We start from the raw sequence: 18,476 nt of genomic DNA, 5'->3' as shown, positions 1-18,476 counted from the left end.
TGGCACGGGAATGCAGCATAAGTGTCTGTTTTCAGGAGGAAGGGCCCAGTCTGTACGAACAGATAAAAACGTTGCTGGAGCAACTGGCCCAGGGAGACAGCCATCCGTGGCGCCGCGGGTAGGCCTCTACCTCCGCCTGTCCCGTGAGGATGAGGGGGAGGGGGAGCTGTCCATGAGTATTGCCAATCAGGAGGCGTTCCTCCGGCGTTACGCTGAGGAGCGGGATTGGCCGGTGGCCCGGGTGTATGCTGACGACGGTTACAGCGGTACGCATTTTGAGCGCCCGGCCTTCCGGCAGATGCTGGAGGATATTGAAGCCGGCTATATCAATCTGGTCATGACCAAGGATCTGTCCCGGCTGGGGAGGGACCAGAGCGGGACCATCTATTATTACCAATGCTATTTCCCGCTCCATGGGGTGCGCTATATTGCCGTGGCAGAAGGATTTGATACTGCTGCCAACACCTCGGGCATTGCCTTACCTTTTCTGGCGGCGGCCAACGATTTCTATACAGCGGATATCTCCCGAAAAGTACGCGCGGCGCTGGATGTGCGGCGGCGGGGCGGCTGGTTCATTGGCGCGTCGCCGCCGCTGGGCTATGCTAAGGATCCAAAGGAAAAGGGACGCCTGTGTCCGGATCCAGGGACAGCCTGGATCGCTCGGGCGGTATTTGAGACTTATTTAGGCTGCCAGTCGGTGCTGGGTACGGCGAAGCGCCTGACGGAGCGCGGGGTACCTACCCCGGCGCAGTGCCGCGGAAGCGGTGAGGGCCGCTTTCCGGGCGTGTGGAGCGATACCACCGTCCGGCGTATTCTCACCAATCCCACCTATGCCGGGGATCTCACGCAGGGATGGAGCGAGAAGATCAGCTACAAGCTTCGCCAGCGGCGGGCGCGTCCCCGGGAGCAATGGGTCACTGTCTGCCAGACCCATGAACCGCTGATTCCTCCCACCCAGTTCCGGCAGGTGCAGCAGCTGCTGGCAGTGCGGGGGTACCGGGCGGGGGAAGGAACGGGACACCTGCTGACGGGGCTGGCCTTCTGTGCCGACTGCGGTTCCCCCATGACCTACGTGAGGGAAAGCCCGACACGTACATATATGGTCTGCCAGGGATACCGCCGTTCCGGGCGGCTGGGACTGTGTACCGCTCACCGGGTGCGAGAGGACGCGGTACTGGAGGGCATCCGTGTCCGGTTGGCCGAACTGGGAGCAGGGTTGAACGGGACAGAGCTGGCGGCGGCTACAGCCGCCGCAAAACACAGTGGAGGGGGCCAGCAGCGCCGGGCACTGGAACGGGAAGTGGAGCGATGCCGCCGGGCAGCGGACAGCCTGTACCAGGATAGGCTCTCCGGAGTGCTGGAGGAAGAGGAGTTTGCGGAATTGTTTCAGGCCAACCGGGACAAACGCCGGGCGGCACAGGCTCGCCTGGCGGCCTTGGAACAGCAGAAGGCAGATGAGGCAGACTGGGAGAAGCGGGTAGAGCATTTGCTGCGTTTTGAGGAGTTGACACGGCCGGTGCTGTTGGCGTTGGTCGAGCGGGTGGAGGTTCATGCGGACAAACGTGTAAAACTGTATTTCCGCTTTGCTGAACCGGTGAAAACAGTGGAGACAAGAAAAGCGGGCGGCGCCTAGTGGCGCCGCCCGCTTTTAAATGCAGTTGGAAATCAGGCTGCGGTGTCCGGAGTGACCTCGGGCATCACGTCGCCGGGGTTCGTGGAGGAGTTGGCGCTGGACCACTCATGCTCCAGGGCAGCCCAGTCGCGCACCGGAAGCAGTTCGGTCCAGGATTCCACCTGCTCGCCGTTGACCTCGATGACCTCAAAGTCGTGGGAGTTGGTGGCCTCCTGCACGTCGGCATAGTACCAGGTGGAAGTATCCTGGTTGTCCGGCCAGGTGATCATATCGCTGAGCAGATGATCGGCAACCGGCTTGCGGCCCAGCGTACGGTTGACAATGGCCATAGCCTCGGCACGGGTGATGGGGGCGTCGGGATCAAAGGTACCGTCGCCGCGGCCGTTGATGAGACCCAGTACCGCCGCACGGTTGATGTACTGATTGGCCCAGTGGCCGGCAATGTCGCTGAACTGATCCTCACCGTCATAGCTGCCGCCGAAGAAACGCACTGCGATGGTGGCAAACTCAGCACGGGTGATAGAGGCGTTGGGATCAAATACATTGCCAGGCTTACCGGTAATGATGCTGCCGTTGGTGAGGGTGGAAACAGCGTTGTTGTACCAAGCGCTGGCGTCCACATCCTGATAGGGGTTCTCACTGCTCCACAGGGAGGAGCGGGAGTCATCGGTGAGCATACGGAAGAAGATGGTGGCCACCTCGGCGCGGTTGATTTCTGCCAGAGGATGGACCAGACCGTCGTCACGGCCGATGATGTAGGCAAAGTGATCGTCCGTATTCAGATCCGGCAGGGGGCCCAGGGGGACGTCGGGATCGGTGATGTCGATGTCGCCGCCACCGCCACCGCTGTTGCCTCCGTCACCGCCATCGGTGAGGGAAAGGTTAAAGTACGGGGCAGGGAAGAGCAACTGCTCGTCCGGCTGATTGGCACGGGTAAGCCAGGCGGAGACGTTGGGGTAGAGGACAAAGTCGCCCTCGGAAGCCTCACGGGAGGCCAATTTGGCGGTATAAGTAAGTTCCACGTGCTGGCTGCGGGTGATATCCTGACCCAGGGTAAGAGTAAACTGTTCCTGCTGGCCATTGTCGCCGGGGGTGTATACCAGCGTAGAGCCGTCCTGGAAGGTGATCTGGTTATTGGCGTCCAGAGTGGCACTCATAGCGCCGTAACCTTCCACATAGAGGGTAAACTGCTGATCGGTGACCACATCGAAGTCATAGGCGAAGGGGGAAGTGCCTTCACCGATCTGGTCGGTGATGACGCTGCCTTTGGGAATGACCACATCAACGGCTTCACCATAAATGGTGTCCATGATCTCGCCCAGGCGAGAGGAGGTCTCCTCCAGCGAATCACACCAGAAGCCCGTGCCCAGACCGGCGGCGTAGTCATAGAAACCGCGGGCCAGCGTGGTCAGGGAAGCCATGTCCGCATCGTCGGCATAATATGGATAGCCCACAGTGACCACTTTGACGCTGTCGGCGGCACGATCCAGCTCCTGAGCGGCATAGTAAATGCCCTTTTCAAAGTTGGTATAGGCGCCGGCGGCCACGATCTGGTCCAGCACATCGCTCAGCGGTTCCACCGCGGTGGAGGTATAGGCCACCGCGCCGGACTGCATATTGTCAGCCTGCATCAGCGCGTCGAAGGAGGAAGCCAGCTCGCTTCCCTGCCCCCGGATGGCCAGCTCAGCGGCATCCGCATTGCCAAGAGCCGTTCCGTTGTAGGTGTCGTTCACAGCGCTGCCGCTGTTGTCCAGACGCCAGAAGCTGCCGCCGTCGGTGATCAGGACGAGAACACGGTTGGACGGGTCGGCAGTAGCGGTATTGAGGTCCGCCAGACCGGTGCGGATACCAGCCTGGACGTTGGTGCCGCTTTGCGTGGTGCTCCACAGCAATACGTCCACCGGATCCAGATCAAAGCTGGAGTCGGACGTCAGAGGGGACATGGGATAAAGGGTCTCAGCGGTATTGCCGAAGACAGTGACGCCCACAGAGACATTCTTGTCGGCCATGGTATCCTGGATCTCCTGTGCCCACTGCTGGATCAGAGTGGTGTCACCGGAGGAAAACAGACTGCTGGTAGCGTCGAGTACAAACTCCACAGCCACGGGGGTGGAGCGGACAGGAGCTTCCACCGATAGGCTGATCACAGTCTCGTTGCTGCTGTTAAGATCTCCAGCGGTCTTGTTGAGGCGGATACCGCCGCTATAGACCTTGGCGTCCTCGTTGTGGACGGTGGCCGGCGCGGCCAGTGCGGCCGGGAGCAGACCGGCCGTCATAACCACGGCCAGACCGGCGGCCAAAAGTTTGCGCATACGCATGGATCATACCTCCGTTTGCAGTTTGCATAAAATGGCGCTCAGCTACAAAAAGAAGTAGCCGTCGCGCCGCCTGCTAACATATGTGAAATTATAGCATAGGCCGCAAAAAACAGCAACAAAAAATCCGGAATAACTGCGGAAATTTTCCAAAAGTGGCCGAGTAAGGGCCTAATATTAACATATGATAAAAAGTACGAAAAATGCGGAAGCTTTTTCCCAAAAAGGGAAGGAAGAAAGAAAAATATGCAAAAATAGTCGGAGAGGCTTCTTGAATTTACCAGCCCTCTATGCTATACTTGACAAAAATGGATGAACTATAGCATCAATAGCATCAAAGACCCAGAGAGCCGAAGTAAATCCTGCCGGGGGGCCCGGTAATCCTACGCAATATGAGACAAGGGAGGAAACAACATGAGGACTGCAGTACGGAAAGGTTCCAGTCGGCTGCTGGCTGCGTTGCTGTGCGTAGTTATGCTGCTGGGGCTGGCGCCTGTGGGCGCCGTGTCGCAGTCGTCCGAATCGACGACAGAGTTTGACCGGATCGTGCATCTGGATATGGGGCGGAAGTATTATAGCCCCACGGCCATCAAGGCACTGATCGATGAAATGGCAGAGCTGGGATATAACCAGTTGGAGCTGGATATTTCCAATAATGAGAAGGGCCAGTTCCGCTTTGCCCTGGATGATATGGACGTTACTTATACGGTGACAGAGCAGACGCAGGTGCTGGTGGAGGACAACCAGCCCGAGGAGGAAACTCCCGCGGCGGTCGAGTCTGGCGCCGTTTCTACACCTGCGGCGACGGAGGAACCTTCTGCAGAGCCCAGTACGGTCCCTGCCGACTCCAACACTACTCCGAAAGCTGAAGCGACCCCTGCCACTGACGCGGACCAGACGCTTCAGGCTGTGGTTGAGGAAGTGGAGCAGCTGGACCAGCCGGTGGGCAGCACCAACGAGCTGGAGTTTGAATATATCAATGTGTCCACCGACGTGACGAAAGACCTGAGCGCGGCTTTGCCCAGCCAGGGACAGTACATCACCGAGGATGAGATGCTGGATATCATCGCCTATGCGGGAGAGAACGGCATCGAGATCGTCCCCCTGCTCAACACCCCGGGTCACATGGGCGCCATTCTGGATGCGTTCCCGGAGTACAGCTATAACGGCAGCAACTCTCTGGACATCACCGACGACGATGCCCGTGCCTTCGGTATGGCTGTGGTGGAGAAGTATGCCCAGTGGTTTATGGATCAGGGCTGCGACACCATCAACATCGGCGCGGATGAGTTTGCCAACGATATTTATCGGTATGAGCCTGGCATGGGCTTCGGTCATCTGGTACGCGAGGGTAAGTATTCTTTCTTTGTTAGCTATATCAATGAACTGACCGCAAAGCTCCAGGACATGGGTTACACTGTCCGTGCCTTCAACGATGGCATCAATTATGGCGGTCAGAGCGGTGTGGATTCCAGTATCCAGGTCTGCTACTGGACCGGTGGCTGGGGCAGCTATGATGTGGCCTCCGCGGAGGAGTTGGCAGATGCCGGCTTTACCCTTATCAATACCCACGGCGACTACTATTACATCCTGGGCGGGCGCAGCAGCATGACCGACGGTACCATCCAGGCCTCTGACTTTGATCCGGAGTCCTTCTCCGGCGGCAGCACGGTCTATGGCCCTGCCGGCGCCATGTTCTGCATCTGGAGTGATTACCCGAATGCCCAGACTGAGGAAGAGGTACTCAGCGGTGTACAGCCCTATCTGGAGGGCTTTGCCTCCGCGCTGACCGTTCCCGTGCGGGATGGCCAGACTGGTGTGAGCGTTACCGCTTCCGGTGTGACCGGCATGACGGTGGAAAATACCACGGTTGAGGCGCTGAGCGGCCAGGATTATGTGGCCTATGAGATGCAGCCTACCCGGGCCAACGGCGAGGCCTATACCGGTTCCGCCCAGGTGAGCATCCCCCTGCCGGAGAATATGCAGGGCTATTCCGACGAGCAGCTGACCGGTTTTGTCATGGAGAATGGCACCCCCACTCCGGTGAAGGGCACCCGCAGCGGCGATACCTATACCTTTGAAATGCCTCACTTCTCCGTGGGCGGCGTTATGGCCATCGCTGCCGCTGCTGCTACCGAGTATGAGCAGGCTACCTCTGTGAAGGATGGCGGGCAGTACCTGGTGGTCTATCAGAGCGGGAGCCGCTACTATGCTATGGACAAGGACGGCAATGCCAAGCAGCTCACCATGAGCAGCGGCAAGCTGAACATCGGGGACTACAGCGCTGACGATTTGCTGTGGACCTTTAATAAGAGCGGCAGCGGCTGGACTATCACCGACGGCGATGGCCAGAAGCTTGGTATGAGCGGTGATCGTCAGAGTTTTATTGTATCATGGTGGGAGATAACGGCCCATTTTGACGGAAGCAATGCCGCGAATTTTACGGTGCCGACCAATGGCAGCGGTAATATCTACACGACTGTGTGGGATGGAAATCGTAGTACGACCGCATATCTGACCAGTGATGGAAAGAGCTTTTCTGGCAGTGAGGATAGAAGCACCCTCTACCTCTATGAATCGGCAGAGCCCACCTACACGGTGACCATCCATGGGATCGACCAGGAGGGTAAGCCCATCGGGACCACGATGGTCCAGCTGCCTGCGGGTGCGCAGTCGGTTTCCGCGCCTGAGTTCCCGGATTATGCAGTGGTCCGCAATGATCCGGAGTATCCCAATCCGGCCACGGTAATGGTGACGACCGATAATGCAGCAACGGTAACGTTCCGGTATCGGGAGTCCATCAATGCTGAGCCTAAGAAGGTGGAGTTCTGGATCACCAACCGGTCGGTGACTGCAAACGGATCGATTAGTATGGAGATTCCTGCTGACGACGTCCACACGGAAGAGGGCGTGCTGTTCAGTGAGTTGGTCCCCGCGACTGGTTCCTACAATTCTAACCCGATGGCCTTCTGGAAGGGTACCGTACTGGACCGCAACAATCATCAGACGGAGAATAGCGGAGATAAGACCCAGCAGGGCAGTGATTTTACCTATCTGCGCTATTGGGACGGTGCATGGCAGTATTCTTCCGATCGTACCTATTGGACGACGATTGCTTCCACAGATCAGGTTGTGGCCTACTATCTGCAGGTGACCGATGTGACCAAGGAAGTCACCACGCAGGTGGTGGACTGGGGCGTTGTTCCGGCCACCAGCTATGATCAGAGTAATTTCGTTTTTGTGGATTATGCGGTCGTCTACGAAAATGGCGAGCAGATCCCGGATGCTTTCCCGATGGATAAGACCATCGCCTTCCACTGCGACCCCAAAGATACGAATACCGTGCATTACGATTACAGTGCGCGCAGTTATTACCGTGATATTGGCATGATCCGTGCGGTGGAAACGGATGATTATGAGGTATACATGATCACCCTGACCCCCAGCAGTGACAGAGCCAGTGAGACCATTGGCAGCAAGGCTAACACTGTGCGGAGCTACAGCTACAATGGTACGGAAAAGGTTATCTGGGTGGACAATGAGGCGGACCTGGGTGAGTTCAGCGATCCCAGTAAGCAGCATGAGGACTTTAAGGTAGGCGGGGATGCGATCGTCCCCGGTCTGGAGATCTATAACCAGCACGGTATGCTGGTGCGGTATTACATCCGCCCGGTAAATGCCAACCTGACCATCAACTACCTGACGGAGGGAAGCGGCACTCCGTTCTACTCCATGGGTATCAATGCAGTGAATCCCCAGTCCTTTGCGGGCAATGGCTACAATGGCAAACCGTTCCTGAGCGGAAACCAGCTGGTGACGGAGACAAGCGGCGAGTTTGCTGGCCAGTCTCAGGCTACGGTCCTCAATGACTACAACAATGAACTGCGTATCAATCCTCTGTTGGAGACAATCCCTGGTATGCCTGCGGCGTACCGGTACAGAGACTATACCTTGGTGCGGGCAGAGGTCAGCGGTGAGAATGGCACGGTCCTGAATCTCTACTATACCTTTGCTGCCAGCGAGTATACGTTTGTGGCGGACTACGGCCTGCCCATGCAAATCAAGCTGTCGGATATCGGTATCAATGTTCCGGCCAGTGATATCATACGCGTTACGCCCACTGGCCGTGGACTGTCTTGGGATTCCACCAGCGGCACTCTGAAGTTCCAGTTCCCCAGCATGCAGCAGGGCGCGGCAGTTAGCTGCTCGGTCTTGGTGACGACAAATGCGGAGCAGGGTGAAAACACCATTCAGAGTACGTTCGATGTCTATCCCGCCAGCACAGTGTACTACGAGGCTGAGGATCAGAACTTTGTGAACTACAACGGCGACTGGAAGGATGCGGGCTCGTCTTTGGGCGGCAGCCAGCAGACCGAGCGGCTGGGCAGCTCCTCCGCCTACGGCAGCGACCAGCACTACAATACCAACCAGGTGACGTGGAGCAATGGCGCGGCCAAGCAGGTGGTGGTAAGCGATAGCAACGGTGCCAATTGGCCCACCGCGACGTTCACATTCACCGGCACCGGAGTGGATATCATCAGCCACACCGACAGCGCCTCCGGCACCGTCCTGGTGGAGGTAAAGGATATCAGCAACGCCCAGGAGGTAAAGGCTTATCTGGTCAACGGTTATTACGGCTACACCTATGCCAATGGGCAGTGGAAAGTCAATCTGTCCAGCACGGATGCGATCTATCAGGTGCCTGTGATCAAGGTAGACGGCCTGGCCTATGGCACCTATGAGGTGACGGTCAAGCCCTTCTACAGCAATCTCTTTGATGTGGCGGGCAAGACTTCCTTCACCTTCTCCCTGGATGCCATCCGGGTCTACAACCCGCTGAACATTGGTAGTGTGTATGCCGGCGACGGCGAGGCCAGCCCCACCTTTGTGGATCTGAGCAAGCAGGTTGAGAGTTTTGCCAGCGGCACCTTTATTGATGGCAACCCCGCTGCGGACAAGGATACCTATCAGAACTACGGCCCCAACCACGAGATCTACCTCTCCAAGGGTCAGAGCGTCACGCTTACCCTGAGTGACGCTGCCGGAAAGAACGCCCAGATCGGCGCCCGGGTGATGGAGGGCAGCGAAGGTACGATCGCAGTGGACGGTAAGCCGATCCAGGTCAAGGGCGGTACCGACCAGTACTATGAGATTACCAACGGCGTGGGCAATACGGTGACCATTACCAACACCGGCGACACCCGCATCGCGCTGACCACGCTGAAACTGACTTCTAAGTGAGAAAGGGGGACTGCACCATGAAAAAAACATATTGCAAGCCCCAAATCATCTTTGAGGACTTTGAATTGACGGCCAACATTGCCAATGGTTGCGGACACTCGGCCGGTCATAATCGTAATATGTGCGGTTATAACATTCCGGGAATTGGTAAACTTTTTGTTGACGGCAACAGTGCGTGCGGATTTAAGGTGTATACGGATGGCACGTATGGTCTGTGCTATCATGTACCCATGGAGAGTAACAGCGTTTACGCGTCCTGATCGGTGATTGACAGAGGCCCTGCCCCCATGCGGGGCAGGGCCTCTTCCATGCGGAAGGGGGGCGTCATGGAGCAAAATTACAACTTTGGTGGTGTGGGGATCAACCTTCGCGCACCTGATACGCTGCTTGAGAGCCCGGTGTTGGTGCCCTTTGCCGCTCCGGAGCCAGTCCCGGGATGGACGGTGGAGGTTACCTTTGTTTCGGAGCTTCCACACCCGGCGGGAGCGCCCTGTTGGGCCGACCAATGGGAGGCCCACTGGAAGCAGCCGGGGGAAGAGTGGTGCATTCGCTCCGGTCAGACGGAGGGGATGCCCCGGCCCTACTGTGCTTGGGTGCGGCGCAACGACCAGGTCCGGATGTACTGGGTAGAAGAACTGCAGGGGAAGTTGTCCGTCTGGCAGACCCTGGATGCGCTGGATCTGCTCCACCTGCTGCTGGAGCGGGGGGGTGTGGTGCTCCATGCCGCATGGGTGCTCCATAACGGAACAGGTATCCTCTTTTCCGGGCCAAGCGGTGTGGGAAAATCCACCCAGGCCGCCCTGTGGGCGAAATACCGGGGGGCGGAAGTGATCAACGGTGACCGCTGCCTGCTCCGGCTGGGGGAGGACGGCAGAGCCTGGGCCCACGGGATCTGTTACAGCGGAACCTCCGGGATTTGCCAGAATCGCAGCGCGCCAGTAGCCGCCCTGGTCCTGGTGACCCAAGGGGCGGAGAACCGGGTGGCGCCGCTGGGCGGATTGGCGGCATTTAAAGCCCTGCTGCCCCAGTGTGCCTACCGCACCTGGGACGCTGTAGATGTGGCCAATGCCACGGATATCCTCTCCCGTCTGCTGACGCGGACCCCTACCTTCCGCCTGGAATGCCGGGTGGATGCGGGAGCGGTGGAGTGTTTGGAGCGTGTATTATGAGTGAAACCAAGCCGCAGCCTGGCCAGGAGATCGAGCCACGCTGGTCGGCCTATATGCATGAAAAAGGAAATCATCTAGGGCTGCCGGTGAGCGGCACCTTCGAGCTGACGCCCCGCTGCAACTTCGGCTGCAAAATGTGCTATGTCCACCAGACGCCGGAGCAGATTACCGCCTCCGGCCGACGGGAGCTTACCGCCGGGGAGTGGCTGGAGATTGGAGAACAGGCCCGACAGGCAGGAATGGTATTGCTGCTGCTTACCGGCGGGGAACCGCTGCTCTATCCCGGGTTTATGGAACTGCTCCACGCGCTCAAAGGGATGGGACTGCTGGTATCCGTCAATTCCAACGGACTGCTGGCCCAGGGTGAGCTGCTGGAGCAGCTGCACCGGGATCCGCCCATGCGGTTCAATATCACCTTGTACGGCGGCAGTGACGCCACCTATGAGCGCCTGTGCGGCCGGCCGGTTTTCCACCAGGTGGTGGACAACATCCGGGCCCTGCGAGAGGCGGGCATTCCGATTCGCCTCAACGCCTCCATCACCCCGGACAACCGGGAGGATGTGGAAGATATTTTCCGTGTGGGCCGGGAGCTGGGGTTATATGTCAAATCCAGCACCTATATGTTTCCACCGGTGCGGGTCAACGGCGGCGCGGCAGGTGAAGCGGCACACCGGTTCACTGCCGCCGATGCGGCCCGATATGAGCTGCTGTGCCGGGAACAGACCATGACGCAGGAACAATTGCGTGCCGCAGTAGAGGCCGGCGGACTGCCGCCCGACGGAGCGGACTGCACCGGCGGGGGAGAGGGAGAACCGCTGCTCTGCCGGGCGGGACGCAGCTCCTTCTGGCTGACCTGGGATGGACGGATGATCCCCTGCGGTATGATGAACTGCCCGGGGCACTCTGTAACAGAATTGGGCTTCCGGCGGGCCTGGGAGGCCGTCCGGGCCGATACCGCGGCGATCCGTCTGCCTGGTGCGTGTACCGGCTGCCCCATGCGCGTCCAGTGTGCCAGCTGCGCGGCTTCTTGCGCGGCAGAGACCGGGCGGAGCGACCAGCGGCCGGACTATCTCTGCGCCATGACCCGGGAACTGATCCACCTCACCCGGGAGAAGTACGGAAAGAGGGAATAAGACATGCAGATCAAAAAGCAGTTGGTCCTGCGGGAGATCGCCGGGGACTATGCGCTGATTCCAATTGGTGATACTATTATTGAAAATAACGGTTTGTTTTCACTGACGGAGACAGCTGCCCGCATTTGGGAGCTGCTGCCCCAGGCTGCAGGGCCGGAGGAGCTGGTGGATACCCTCCTGGAGGAGTATGAAGTGGATCGCCCCACTCTGGAGGCCGATGTGACGGCTTTCCTGGCGCAGCTGGGGGAACTGGGAATCCTCTGATATGCGCCGACGGGTACTGACGCTGAGTTTGCTGGCGGTACTGCTGCTGGCAATCTGGTGTGGCTGGGCCATTTGGCGCTCCTGCCATAAGCCGGTTGTGCGCACTTGGGAGATAGCGGCGGGGGTGGAGCTGCGCCTGGCGGTGCTCTCTGATCTGCACGACGTATCGTTTGGAACGGACCATGCCGAACTGATCGCCTTGGTGGCCGGGCAGAAGCCGGACCTGATCCTGTTGGATGGGGACATGCTTAACGGCACCTCTGCCGGACCGGATACCGTGCTTACTCTGGTGGATGCCCTGACGGAGATCGCACCGGTCTATTATGCCTGGGGCAATCATGAGCTGGAGTATCTGGACCGGGGCACCTCCTCGCTGCAAGAGGAGTTGGAGGCGCTGGGCGTCACGGTACTGGAGCGGAACTATGTGGACCTGGAGATCCGGGGAGCCTCCATACGCCTGGGCGGGATGTACGATTACGCCTTTGCCCTGGATGCAGAGAACAGCTGCGACCCAGCGCGGATGGACCCGGAGGTATATGCGTTTTTAACGGAATTCCAGGACACACAGCGGTATAAGATCCTGCTCTGCCACCGGCCGGACAGCTTTGCCCTGGGGGCGGCTTCGGTTACCTGGGACGTGGATTTGGTCATCAGCGGCCACGACCACGGCGGGCAGGTCGTGCTGCCCCTGCTGGGCGGCGTGTTTGGCGGAGATCAGGGACTGTTTCCGGACTATGTGCACGGCGTCTATACGAAAGATCAGATCCTGCTGGCGGTCACCAGCGGGCTGGGCAGTCAACCGGAACGGCTGCCCCGGTTCAATAATCCGCCGGAGGTCATGATTCTGAACCTGACGGCATGAGAGGAGTTACGCTGGTGGAGCAAGCACAGCGCAGTTTACTGGAATATCTGCGAGCGGCCCTGGACCCGGAAGCTGCTGCTCCTGCCCTGCCTGGAAAGGAGGAACTGTCTGCTCTGCTGGAACTGGCCGGAGAGCAGCAGGCACTTCTACTGGTACTGGACCAGCTCCTGCCTATTCTGCGGACGGTTGACTGGGCGGCGGAGATGCTGGGTCCTCTGCGGCAGACGTTGCTGCAGGGAGTTGCCGGTCAGGCCCGGCGCACGCAAAAACTGGAAGAGCTCTGCCGGGCGCTGGATCAGGCGGGTCTGCGGGTGCTGGTGCTCAAAGGACTGGCCTGCCGGCGGCTTTATCCCAAGCCGGACCTGCGCCCTTCTTCGGATGAAGATCTGCTGGCACGGGATGCGGACTTTGCAGCGGTGGACGAGCAGCTGCGGCGGGCTGGAATGGAAGTTGTGGCAGGCGAGATGTTGGGACAGGCCCAGGTGGTGACCTATCTGGACCGGATCAGCGGGCTGCGGGTAGAACTCCATCGCCGGCTTTTTCCAGAAGGGGATATGCTGTATGGCGGAATGAACGCCTGCTTTGCTCACGCGTTTCAAAAGGCGGAGCGACTCCCCTGGCCTGACGCTCCTGTATGGAGCATGGGGCCGGGGGAGCATTTGCTCTATTTGATTTGCCATAGCTTCAAACATTTTGTGCATTCCGGATTTGGGGTGCGTCAGGTGTGTGATCTGTGCCTGAGCGCCGCCGCTTACGGTGCGGATATAGACTGGCCCGCCCTGTTTTGCACACTGGAGGAACTGCACGCCGACTGCTTTGCGGTCAACCTGTTTGCCATCGGCAGCCGGTATCTGGGCTTTGCCGGCCGCTGGAATCCTGCTATGGAGGCAGCGTTGGCAACGCGGGAAACACCCGACTGTGACGCGCTGCTGGAAGATCTGCTGGCCGGAGGCGTGTATGGGAGCAACAGCACGGCGCGTCTGCACAGCAGCCGCATTACGCTTAATGCCGCGGCCCGACCGGGCCATGGACTGGGCGGACCACTGCTGCGGACGCTCTTTCCAGCGGCGGCAGAGCTGGAGGGGGAGTATCCTTATCTAAAGGGACACCATTGGCTGGTACCTGGTGCATGGGTACAGCGCATGGCTCGCTATGCAGCCGGAAACCAGGATTTGTCAGCAGCGGCCCGGGAGAGCGTATCCATCGGTGAGCGGCGGGTGGCCTTGCTGCGGAAATACCGGGTGATTCCGTGAGCCGGGGGCAGATTCACCGGCTGGAGCCGGAAGAAGTAGAGCGGCGTCTTCTTCCTCTGCTGCAGGCGGGGGCAGAAGTGCCGTTGGTGGTAACGGGAGAAAGTATGCGTCCCTTCCTCCGGGACAGGCAGGACACGGTGTTTCTCCGAGGCAGAGAATTTGTACCCATCCGAAATGGGGATATCCTCTTTTTCCGCCGGGGGAACGGACAGTGGACCCTCCATCGTTTTTGCAGGAAGTGTGCAGACGGCACTTTGGTTGTCAACGGCGACGCCCAGACCTGGACAGAGAGGATCCGGCCGGAACAGGTGGCGGGAGTGGCGGTGCGCATCCGCCGGGGGGAACGGCCACCGGTTTCCGCCCGCCGGTGGCCTGGTGGGGTCATCGTGTGGCTGTGGACGCTGCTGCGGCCCGTCCGCCCATACCTGTTGGCCGGCCTATCCCGGCTGCGCAAATGGAGATCGATTTGGAGTTGAGAGCATGCCCACAGAAGAAACCATCGCTGCCTGGGCCCTGACGGGCCGCCAAAGGGCATATGTAAAATTGAAGTGCGTGGTAGACTGGCTGCTGGCCTTGGTTGCGCTTATCCTGCTCTCGCCGGTGCTGCTGGTCATTGTACTGGCCATCAAGCGGGAGGACGGCGGCCCAGTCCTCTTTACCCAGAAGCGGGTGGCACGGGGCGGAACCTATTTTTCCATTTATAAGTTCCGCACCATGCGCTTGGATACCCCCCATGATATGCCTACCCATCTGCTGCGGGATCCGGAGCAGTACATCACCCGGGTTGGTCGGGTGCTCCGGCGCACCTCGCTGGACGAGCTGCCCCAGCTGTGGAACATCCTGCGGGGAGAGTTGGCGGTATCCGGTCCCCGGCCTGCTCTTTGGAATCAGGACGACCTGATTGCGCTGCGCAGGCAGTACGGTGTGGAACAGATCCGCCCGGGGCTCACCGGTTGGGCTCAGATCCACGGCCGGGATGAGCTGGAAATTGAGAAAAAAGCCGCTCTGGACGCCTATTACCTGCGGCATCTGGGGCCCATCATCGACCTGAAGTGCTTTTTCGGCACTTTCCTGGCTGTATTCCGGCAGGACGGCGTGGTGGAGGGCGGCACCGGTGCGGGGCGCCAGCGGGAGGGAAAGGGACCTGAGGCATGAAGATACTGATCCTGACCAACCACTCCTATATGTTCTGGCAGTTCCGGCGGGAGCTGACCGCCGCTCTGCTGGAGCGGCATGAAGTGGTCCTGAGTACGCCCTTTGTGGGCCATGAAGAAGATTTAACAGCCTTGGGCTGCCGCTGCATTGAGACGGCGGTAGATCGTCGGGGGATCAACCCCGCCACCGATCTCAAACTGATGCGGACCTACCGAAAACTACTGAGCCAGGAGCGTCCCGATTTGGTGATCACCTACTCCATCAAGCCCAATATTTACGGCGGACTGGCCTGCCGGATGGCAGGAGTACCTTACTGTGCCAATGTGCAGGGGCTGGGTACCGCCTTTCAGCGCAAGGGGCTGGCCAGCCTGGTCACATTGATGTACCGCGTGGCCCTGGCCCGGGCGAGAACGGTACTCTTTGAAAATGAGGGCAACGCCGCTCTCTTCCGGGAGAAGAAGATCGTACCCACGCAGCGGCAGACGGTGCTGCCTGGCGCCGGGGTAGATCTGAGCTACCACGCCAGACAGCCCTATCCGTCGGAGGGCCCCATCCGCTTTCTCTTTGTGGGACGTATCATGCGGGAGAAAGGGGTGGAGGAGCTGTTCTATGCCATGCGCCGGCTTCGGGCGGTCCATGGCGACGAAGTTATCCTGGATGTTGTGGGTTTCTTTGAAGATGCCTACCGGGAGACAGTGGAGGAGTTGGTCCGGGAGGGGATCGTAAACTTCCACGGATTTCAGCAGGATGTGCGGCCCTTCTATTCCGCTGCCCACTGCGTGGTGCTGCCCTCCTACCACGAAGGCATGTCCAATGTGCTGCTGGAGGGGGCTGCTGCCGGGCGGGCCCTTATCACCTCGGATATCCCGGGCTGTCGGGAAGCGGTGCGGGATGGAATCAGCGGCTATCTCTGCCCGGCGGGAGACCGGGAGGGCCTGTTAGCGGCCTTGGAGCGGTTCCTGTCCCTGACGCCTGCGGAGCGGGCGGCCATGGGGGAACGGGGCCGGGAGCATGTGGAGCAGACCTTCCGCAAGGAGGATGTGGTGCGTCGCACGCTGGCTGCCGTCCTGGAGGAACCGCCATGTTGAATCTGCTGCTGGTCACGGCTGTATCGGTAGGGCTTGCCTACGCTTCGGAAATCAGTGGGTGGGGCGGTGTCACGGAACGGGGCCGGGTGCGCTGGGATATTTTCCTGGTTTTGATGACGGTGGGAATGACCCTGTTCGTGGGACTGCGCACCAACTACAATGATACCTATACCTACATTACGGGCTTTCAGAATGCCGGTAATTTGACGGAATTTCTGGCCGATGCGGATAACCTGGATGTACTGCACAATCCGCTGTTTTATCTGATCACCACGCTGTTCCGCGGTCTGACCGACAATTACCATCTCTATCTCATGGTCTTTGCTGCATTCAACAACATCCTGTTTGTCCAGTTTTTGCGCCGGTATGCCCCGGAGGGGGATTTTGCCCTGGTGGTGCTGCTTTATTTCGCGATCGGGGTTTTTACCTTTTCCATGGCGGCCCTCAAGCAGATCACCGCCTCGGCGGTGCTTACCTTGGCCATTCCGGCGCTGGAGGACAAGAAATGGCTCCGGTATTACCTGTTGGTACTCATCGCAGGACTGCTGCATACTTACGCATTCCTTTTTGCTTTCCTGCCGCTGCTCACCGGACGGCCTTGGGGGTGGAAAACACTGCTGCTGCTGGCAGTCACCCTGGTCATTATGCTGACCTTTGAGGATTCCATTGGCTCTCTGCTGGAGTATGCCGATTCTATGGGCAAGCATGTAGCGGAGTATGAGGTATTCGATGGCAATCAGATGAACCCGTTCCGGGTGGCGGTCTTCGCGGTGACACCGATGTTGTCTCTGCTGCTGATGCCCTGGCTGCGGCCACAGCTGGACCGGAGGCGGTGTATTCTGCTCAACATGAGCATTGTCTCTTTGATGTTTATGCTTTTGGCGCTGATGAACGGGGCCAATATGTTCGGCCGTATGGCCCGGTATTTTGTGCTGGGAACGGTGTGTGTGTTACCGTGGATCTTTGACAAGGCGTTTACGCCAAAGTCGGCCCGGATAATAAAACTGCTGGCAGCCATCTGTTTTCTGGGCTTTTTCCTGTACGACAACCAGGAATTTGGAGAATATTATCGTGCGGTCAGTCTGTGGGAGTTCCTGGCGTCTTTGTAAAAGGAGAAACTGGTATGAGGCGAGTCATTACATACGGTACATTTGACCTGCTCCATTATGGTCATATCAATCTGCTGCGCAGGGCCCGGGCGTTGGGCGATTACCTGATTGTGGCGCTGTCTACCGATGAATTCAATTGGAATGAAAAGAAAAAACGCTGTTACTTCTCCTATGAGGAGCGAAAACTCCTACTGGAGGCAATCCGTTATGTGGACTTGGTGATTCCGGAAGAGTCTTGGGAGCAAAAACGGAGGGATGTACATCTCTACCAGGCCGATACGTTCGTCATAGGGGATGATTGGACCGGCAAATTTGATTTTCTAAGGGAAGAGGGGATAGAAGTCGTCTATCTTCCACGCACACCAGAGATTTCGACTACCCAAATCAAACAGGAAATTGCGGCAAAGGATGGATAAGAGCGTGGGACGGATCGATGAAAAAGTCCAGTTGCGACAGCTTCAGGAAGTCCAACTGGAGATACTGAAGAAGATTGACGCATTTTGCCGGAACCACCAAATTGTCTATTCCCTCTATGCAGGAACTTTGTTGGGGGCAGTCAGGCACCAGGGATTTATCCCGTGGGATGATGATTTGGATATCTGTATGTCCAGGGCGGAATATAATCGCTTTCTGGAGGCATGGGAAAAAGAACCGGTACCCGGGTATGTACTGCAATATAAAGAAGCAGAGCCGGCATTTACACAGTCGTTTGCTAAGATCCGAAAAGATCATACTACTTTTTTACAATATAAGTGGGAAGCTGGACGCTATCACACGGGAATTTTTGTAGATATTTTTCCAGTGGACCGTCTCCCCAGCGGGAAAATACAGCGGCTGCTCTTTTGGTACCGGTGCATGAAGTATCAGTTGTACACCAGAGAGTTCCCGCCTAGCCAGAATGGTGTGCTGGTGCGGTGGCTGTCAAGGTGGCTGCTGGCTATCGTGAGACCAAATCAGCGGGCCAATCAGCGGGCACGGCTGTTAGAGCGGATCATGCGTACGGATTCCGATCCGACGTTGCAAACAGTCATGATCGAGACGGTGGCAACCATGCGGCAGGCGCACAGCAATACTCTGCTGGATGAATATGTGGAGCTTCCCTTCGGCGGAGAGCATTTTATGTGCTTTGCGCAGTGGGATGCGTATTTGAAGCGAAAATATGGGACTTATTTGGCACTCCCCCCGGAAGAGGAGCGTATGTGGAAACATCATCCGCTCATACTGGACTTTGAACATAATCTGGAGGAACGCTAG

The 18,476-nt window shown here is 58.4% G+C and carries 15 protein-coding genes; 14 read left to right on the top strand and 1 reads right to left on the bottom strand.

The genetic code is table 11. The features are described from left to right. Nucleotides 1–106: 106 nt before the first annotated feature. The gene (locus WMO45_RS04840) at nucleotides 107–1,633 is read left to right on the top strand and encodes a recombinase family protein (protein ID WP_349139440.1); all 1,527 of its coding nucleotides are present in this window, start codon (nucleotides 107–109) and stop codon (nucleotides 1,631–1,633) included. A gap of 32 nt (nucleotides 1,634–1,665) precedes the next feature. Here WMO45_RS04840 and WMO45_RS04835 read toward each other — a convergent pair whose 3' ends face one another. Next, on the bottom strand, nucleotides 1,666–3,951 hold the full coding sequence (locus WMO45_RS04835) for an S-layer homology domain-containing protein (protein ID WP_349139439.1): 2,286 nt from the start codon (nucleotides 3,949–3,951) through the stop codon (nucleotides 1,666–1,668). Nucleotides 3,952–4,362: 411 nt separating this feature from the next. On the opposite strand from WMO45_RS04835, the gene WMO45_RS04830 reads away from it, so the two are divergent. The 13 genes from WMO45_RS04830 (at nucleotide 4,363) to WMO45_RS04770 (ending at nucleotide 18,476) form a co-directional block, all read left to right on the top strand. After that, a complete protein-coding gene (locus tag WMO45_RS04830; RefSeq protein WP_349139438.1) occupies nucleotides 4,363–9,189 on the top strand; it encodes a beta-N-acetylhexosaminidase in 4,827 nt (1,608 codons plus the stop codon). Between the two features lie 17 nt (nucleotides 9,190–9,206). Further along, entirely contained in the window at nucleotides 9,207–9,449 is a 243-nt protein-coding gene (locus WMO45_RS04825; RefSeq protein ID WP_349139437.1) for a hypothetical protein, read from the top strand. 66 nt (nucleotides 9,450–9,515) lie between these two features. Beyond that, entirely contained in the window at nucleotides 9,516–10,358 is an 843-nt protein-coding gene (locus WMO45_RS04820; protein WP_349139436.1) for a hypothetical protein, read from the top strand. Beyond that, nucleotides 10,355–11,491: a radical SAM protein gene (locus WMO45_RS04815; protein WP_349139435.1), complete on the top strand. Its 1,137-nt coding sequence runs from the start codon at nucleotides 10,355–10,357 to the stop codon at nucleotides 11,489–11,491. Before WMO45_RS04820 ends, WMO45_RS04815 begins: the two co-directional genes overlap by 4 nt. A 3-nt stretch (nucleotides 11,492–11,494) precedes the next feature. After that, nucleotides 11,495–11,755, top strand: coding sequence for a PqqD family protein (locus tag WMO45_RS04810; protein ID WP_349139434.1), 261 nt, complete (start codon nucleotides 11,495–11,497; stop codon nucleotides 11,753–11,755). 1 nt (nucleotide 11,756) lies between these two features. Continuing rightward, a complete protein-coding gene (locus WMO45_RS04805) occupies nucleotides 11,757–12,617 on the top strand; it encodes a metallophosphoesterase (protein ID WP_349139433.1) in 861 nt (286 codons plus the stop codon). 14 nt (nucleotides 12,618–12,631) lie between these two features. Continuing rightward, complete coding sequence (locus WMO45_RS04800; RefSeq protein ID WP_349139432.1) at nucleotides 12,632–13,870, top strand: nucleotidyltransferase domain-containing protein; 1,239 nt, start codon at nucleotides 12,632–12,634, stop codon at nucleotides 13,868–13,870. Further along, entirely contained in the window at nucleotides 13,867–14,346 is a 480-nt protein-coding gene (locus WMO45_RS04795; RefSeq protein WP_349139431.1) for a S24/S26 family peptidase, read from the top strand. Before WMO45_RS04800 ends, WMO45_RS04795 begins: the two co-directional genes overlap by 4 nt. Nucleotides 14,347–14,350: 4 nt before the next feature. Beyond that, nucleotides 14,351–15,025, top strand: a complete 675-nt coding sequence (locus tag WMO45_RS04790; RefSeq protein ID WP_349139430.1) for a sugar transferase — start codon at nucleotides 14,351–14,353, stop codon at nucleotides 15,023–15,025. Further along, nucleotides 15,022–16,113, top strand: a complete 1,092-nt coding sequence (locus WMO45_RS04785) for a glycosyltransferase family 4 protein (RefSeq protein WP_349139429.1) — start codon at nucleotides 15,022–15,024, stop codon at nucleotides 16,111–16,113. The genes WMO45_RS04790 and WMO45_RS04785 overlap by 4 nt, the downstream gene beginning before the upstream one ends. Continuing rightward, on the top strand, nucleotides 16,107–17,222 hold the full coding sequence (locus tag WMO45_RS04780) for an EpsG family protein (RefSeq protein ID WP_349139428.1): 1,116 nt from the start codon (nucleotides 16,107–16,109) through the stop codon (nucleotides 17,220–17,222). Before WMO45_RS04785 ends, WMO45_RS04780 begins: the two co-directional genes overlap by 7 nt. Before the next feature lie 14 nt (nucleotides 17,223–17,236). Then, on the top strand, nucleotides 17,237–17,638 hold the full coding sequence (tagD, locus tag WMO45_RS04775) for a glycerol-3-phosphate cytidylyltransferase (RefSeq protein ID WP_349139427.1): 402 nt from the start codon (nucleotides 17,237–17,239) through the stop codon (nucleotides 17,636–17,638). A 4-nt stretch (nucleotides 17,639–17,642) separates the two neighbouring features. Then, nucleotides 17,643–18,476 (top strand): LicD family protein, encoded by an 834-nt coding sequence (locus WMO45_RS04770; RefSeq protein ID WP_349139426.1) that lies wholly within the window; start codon nucleotides 17,643–17,645, stop codon nucleotides 18,474–18,476.

This window comes from Flavonifractor hominis (genome assembly GCF_040095835.1).
Classification (GTDB): domain Bacteria; phylum Bacillota; class Clostridia; order Oscillospirales; family Oscillospiraceae; genus Flavonifractor; species Flavonifractor hominis.
This window is presented reverse-complemented; position numbering and strand designations above follow the sequence as displayed.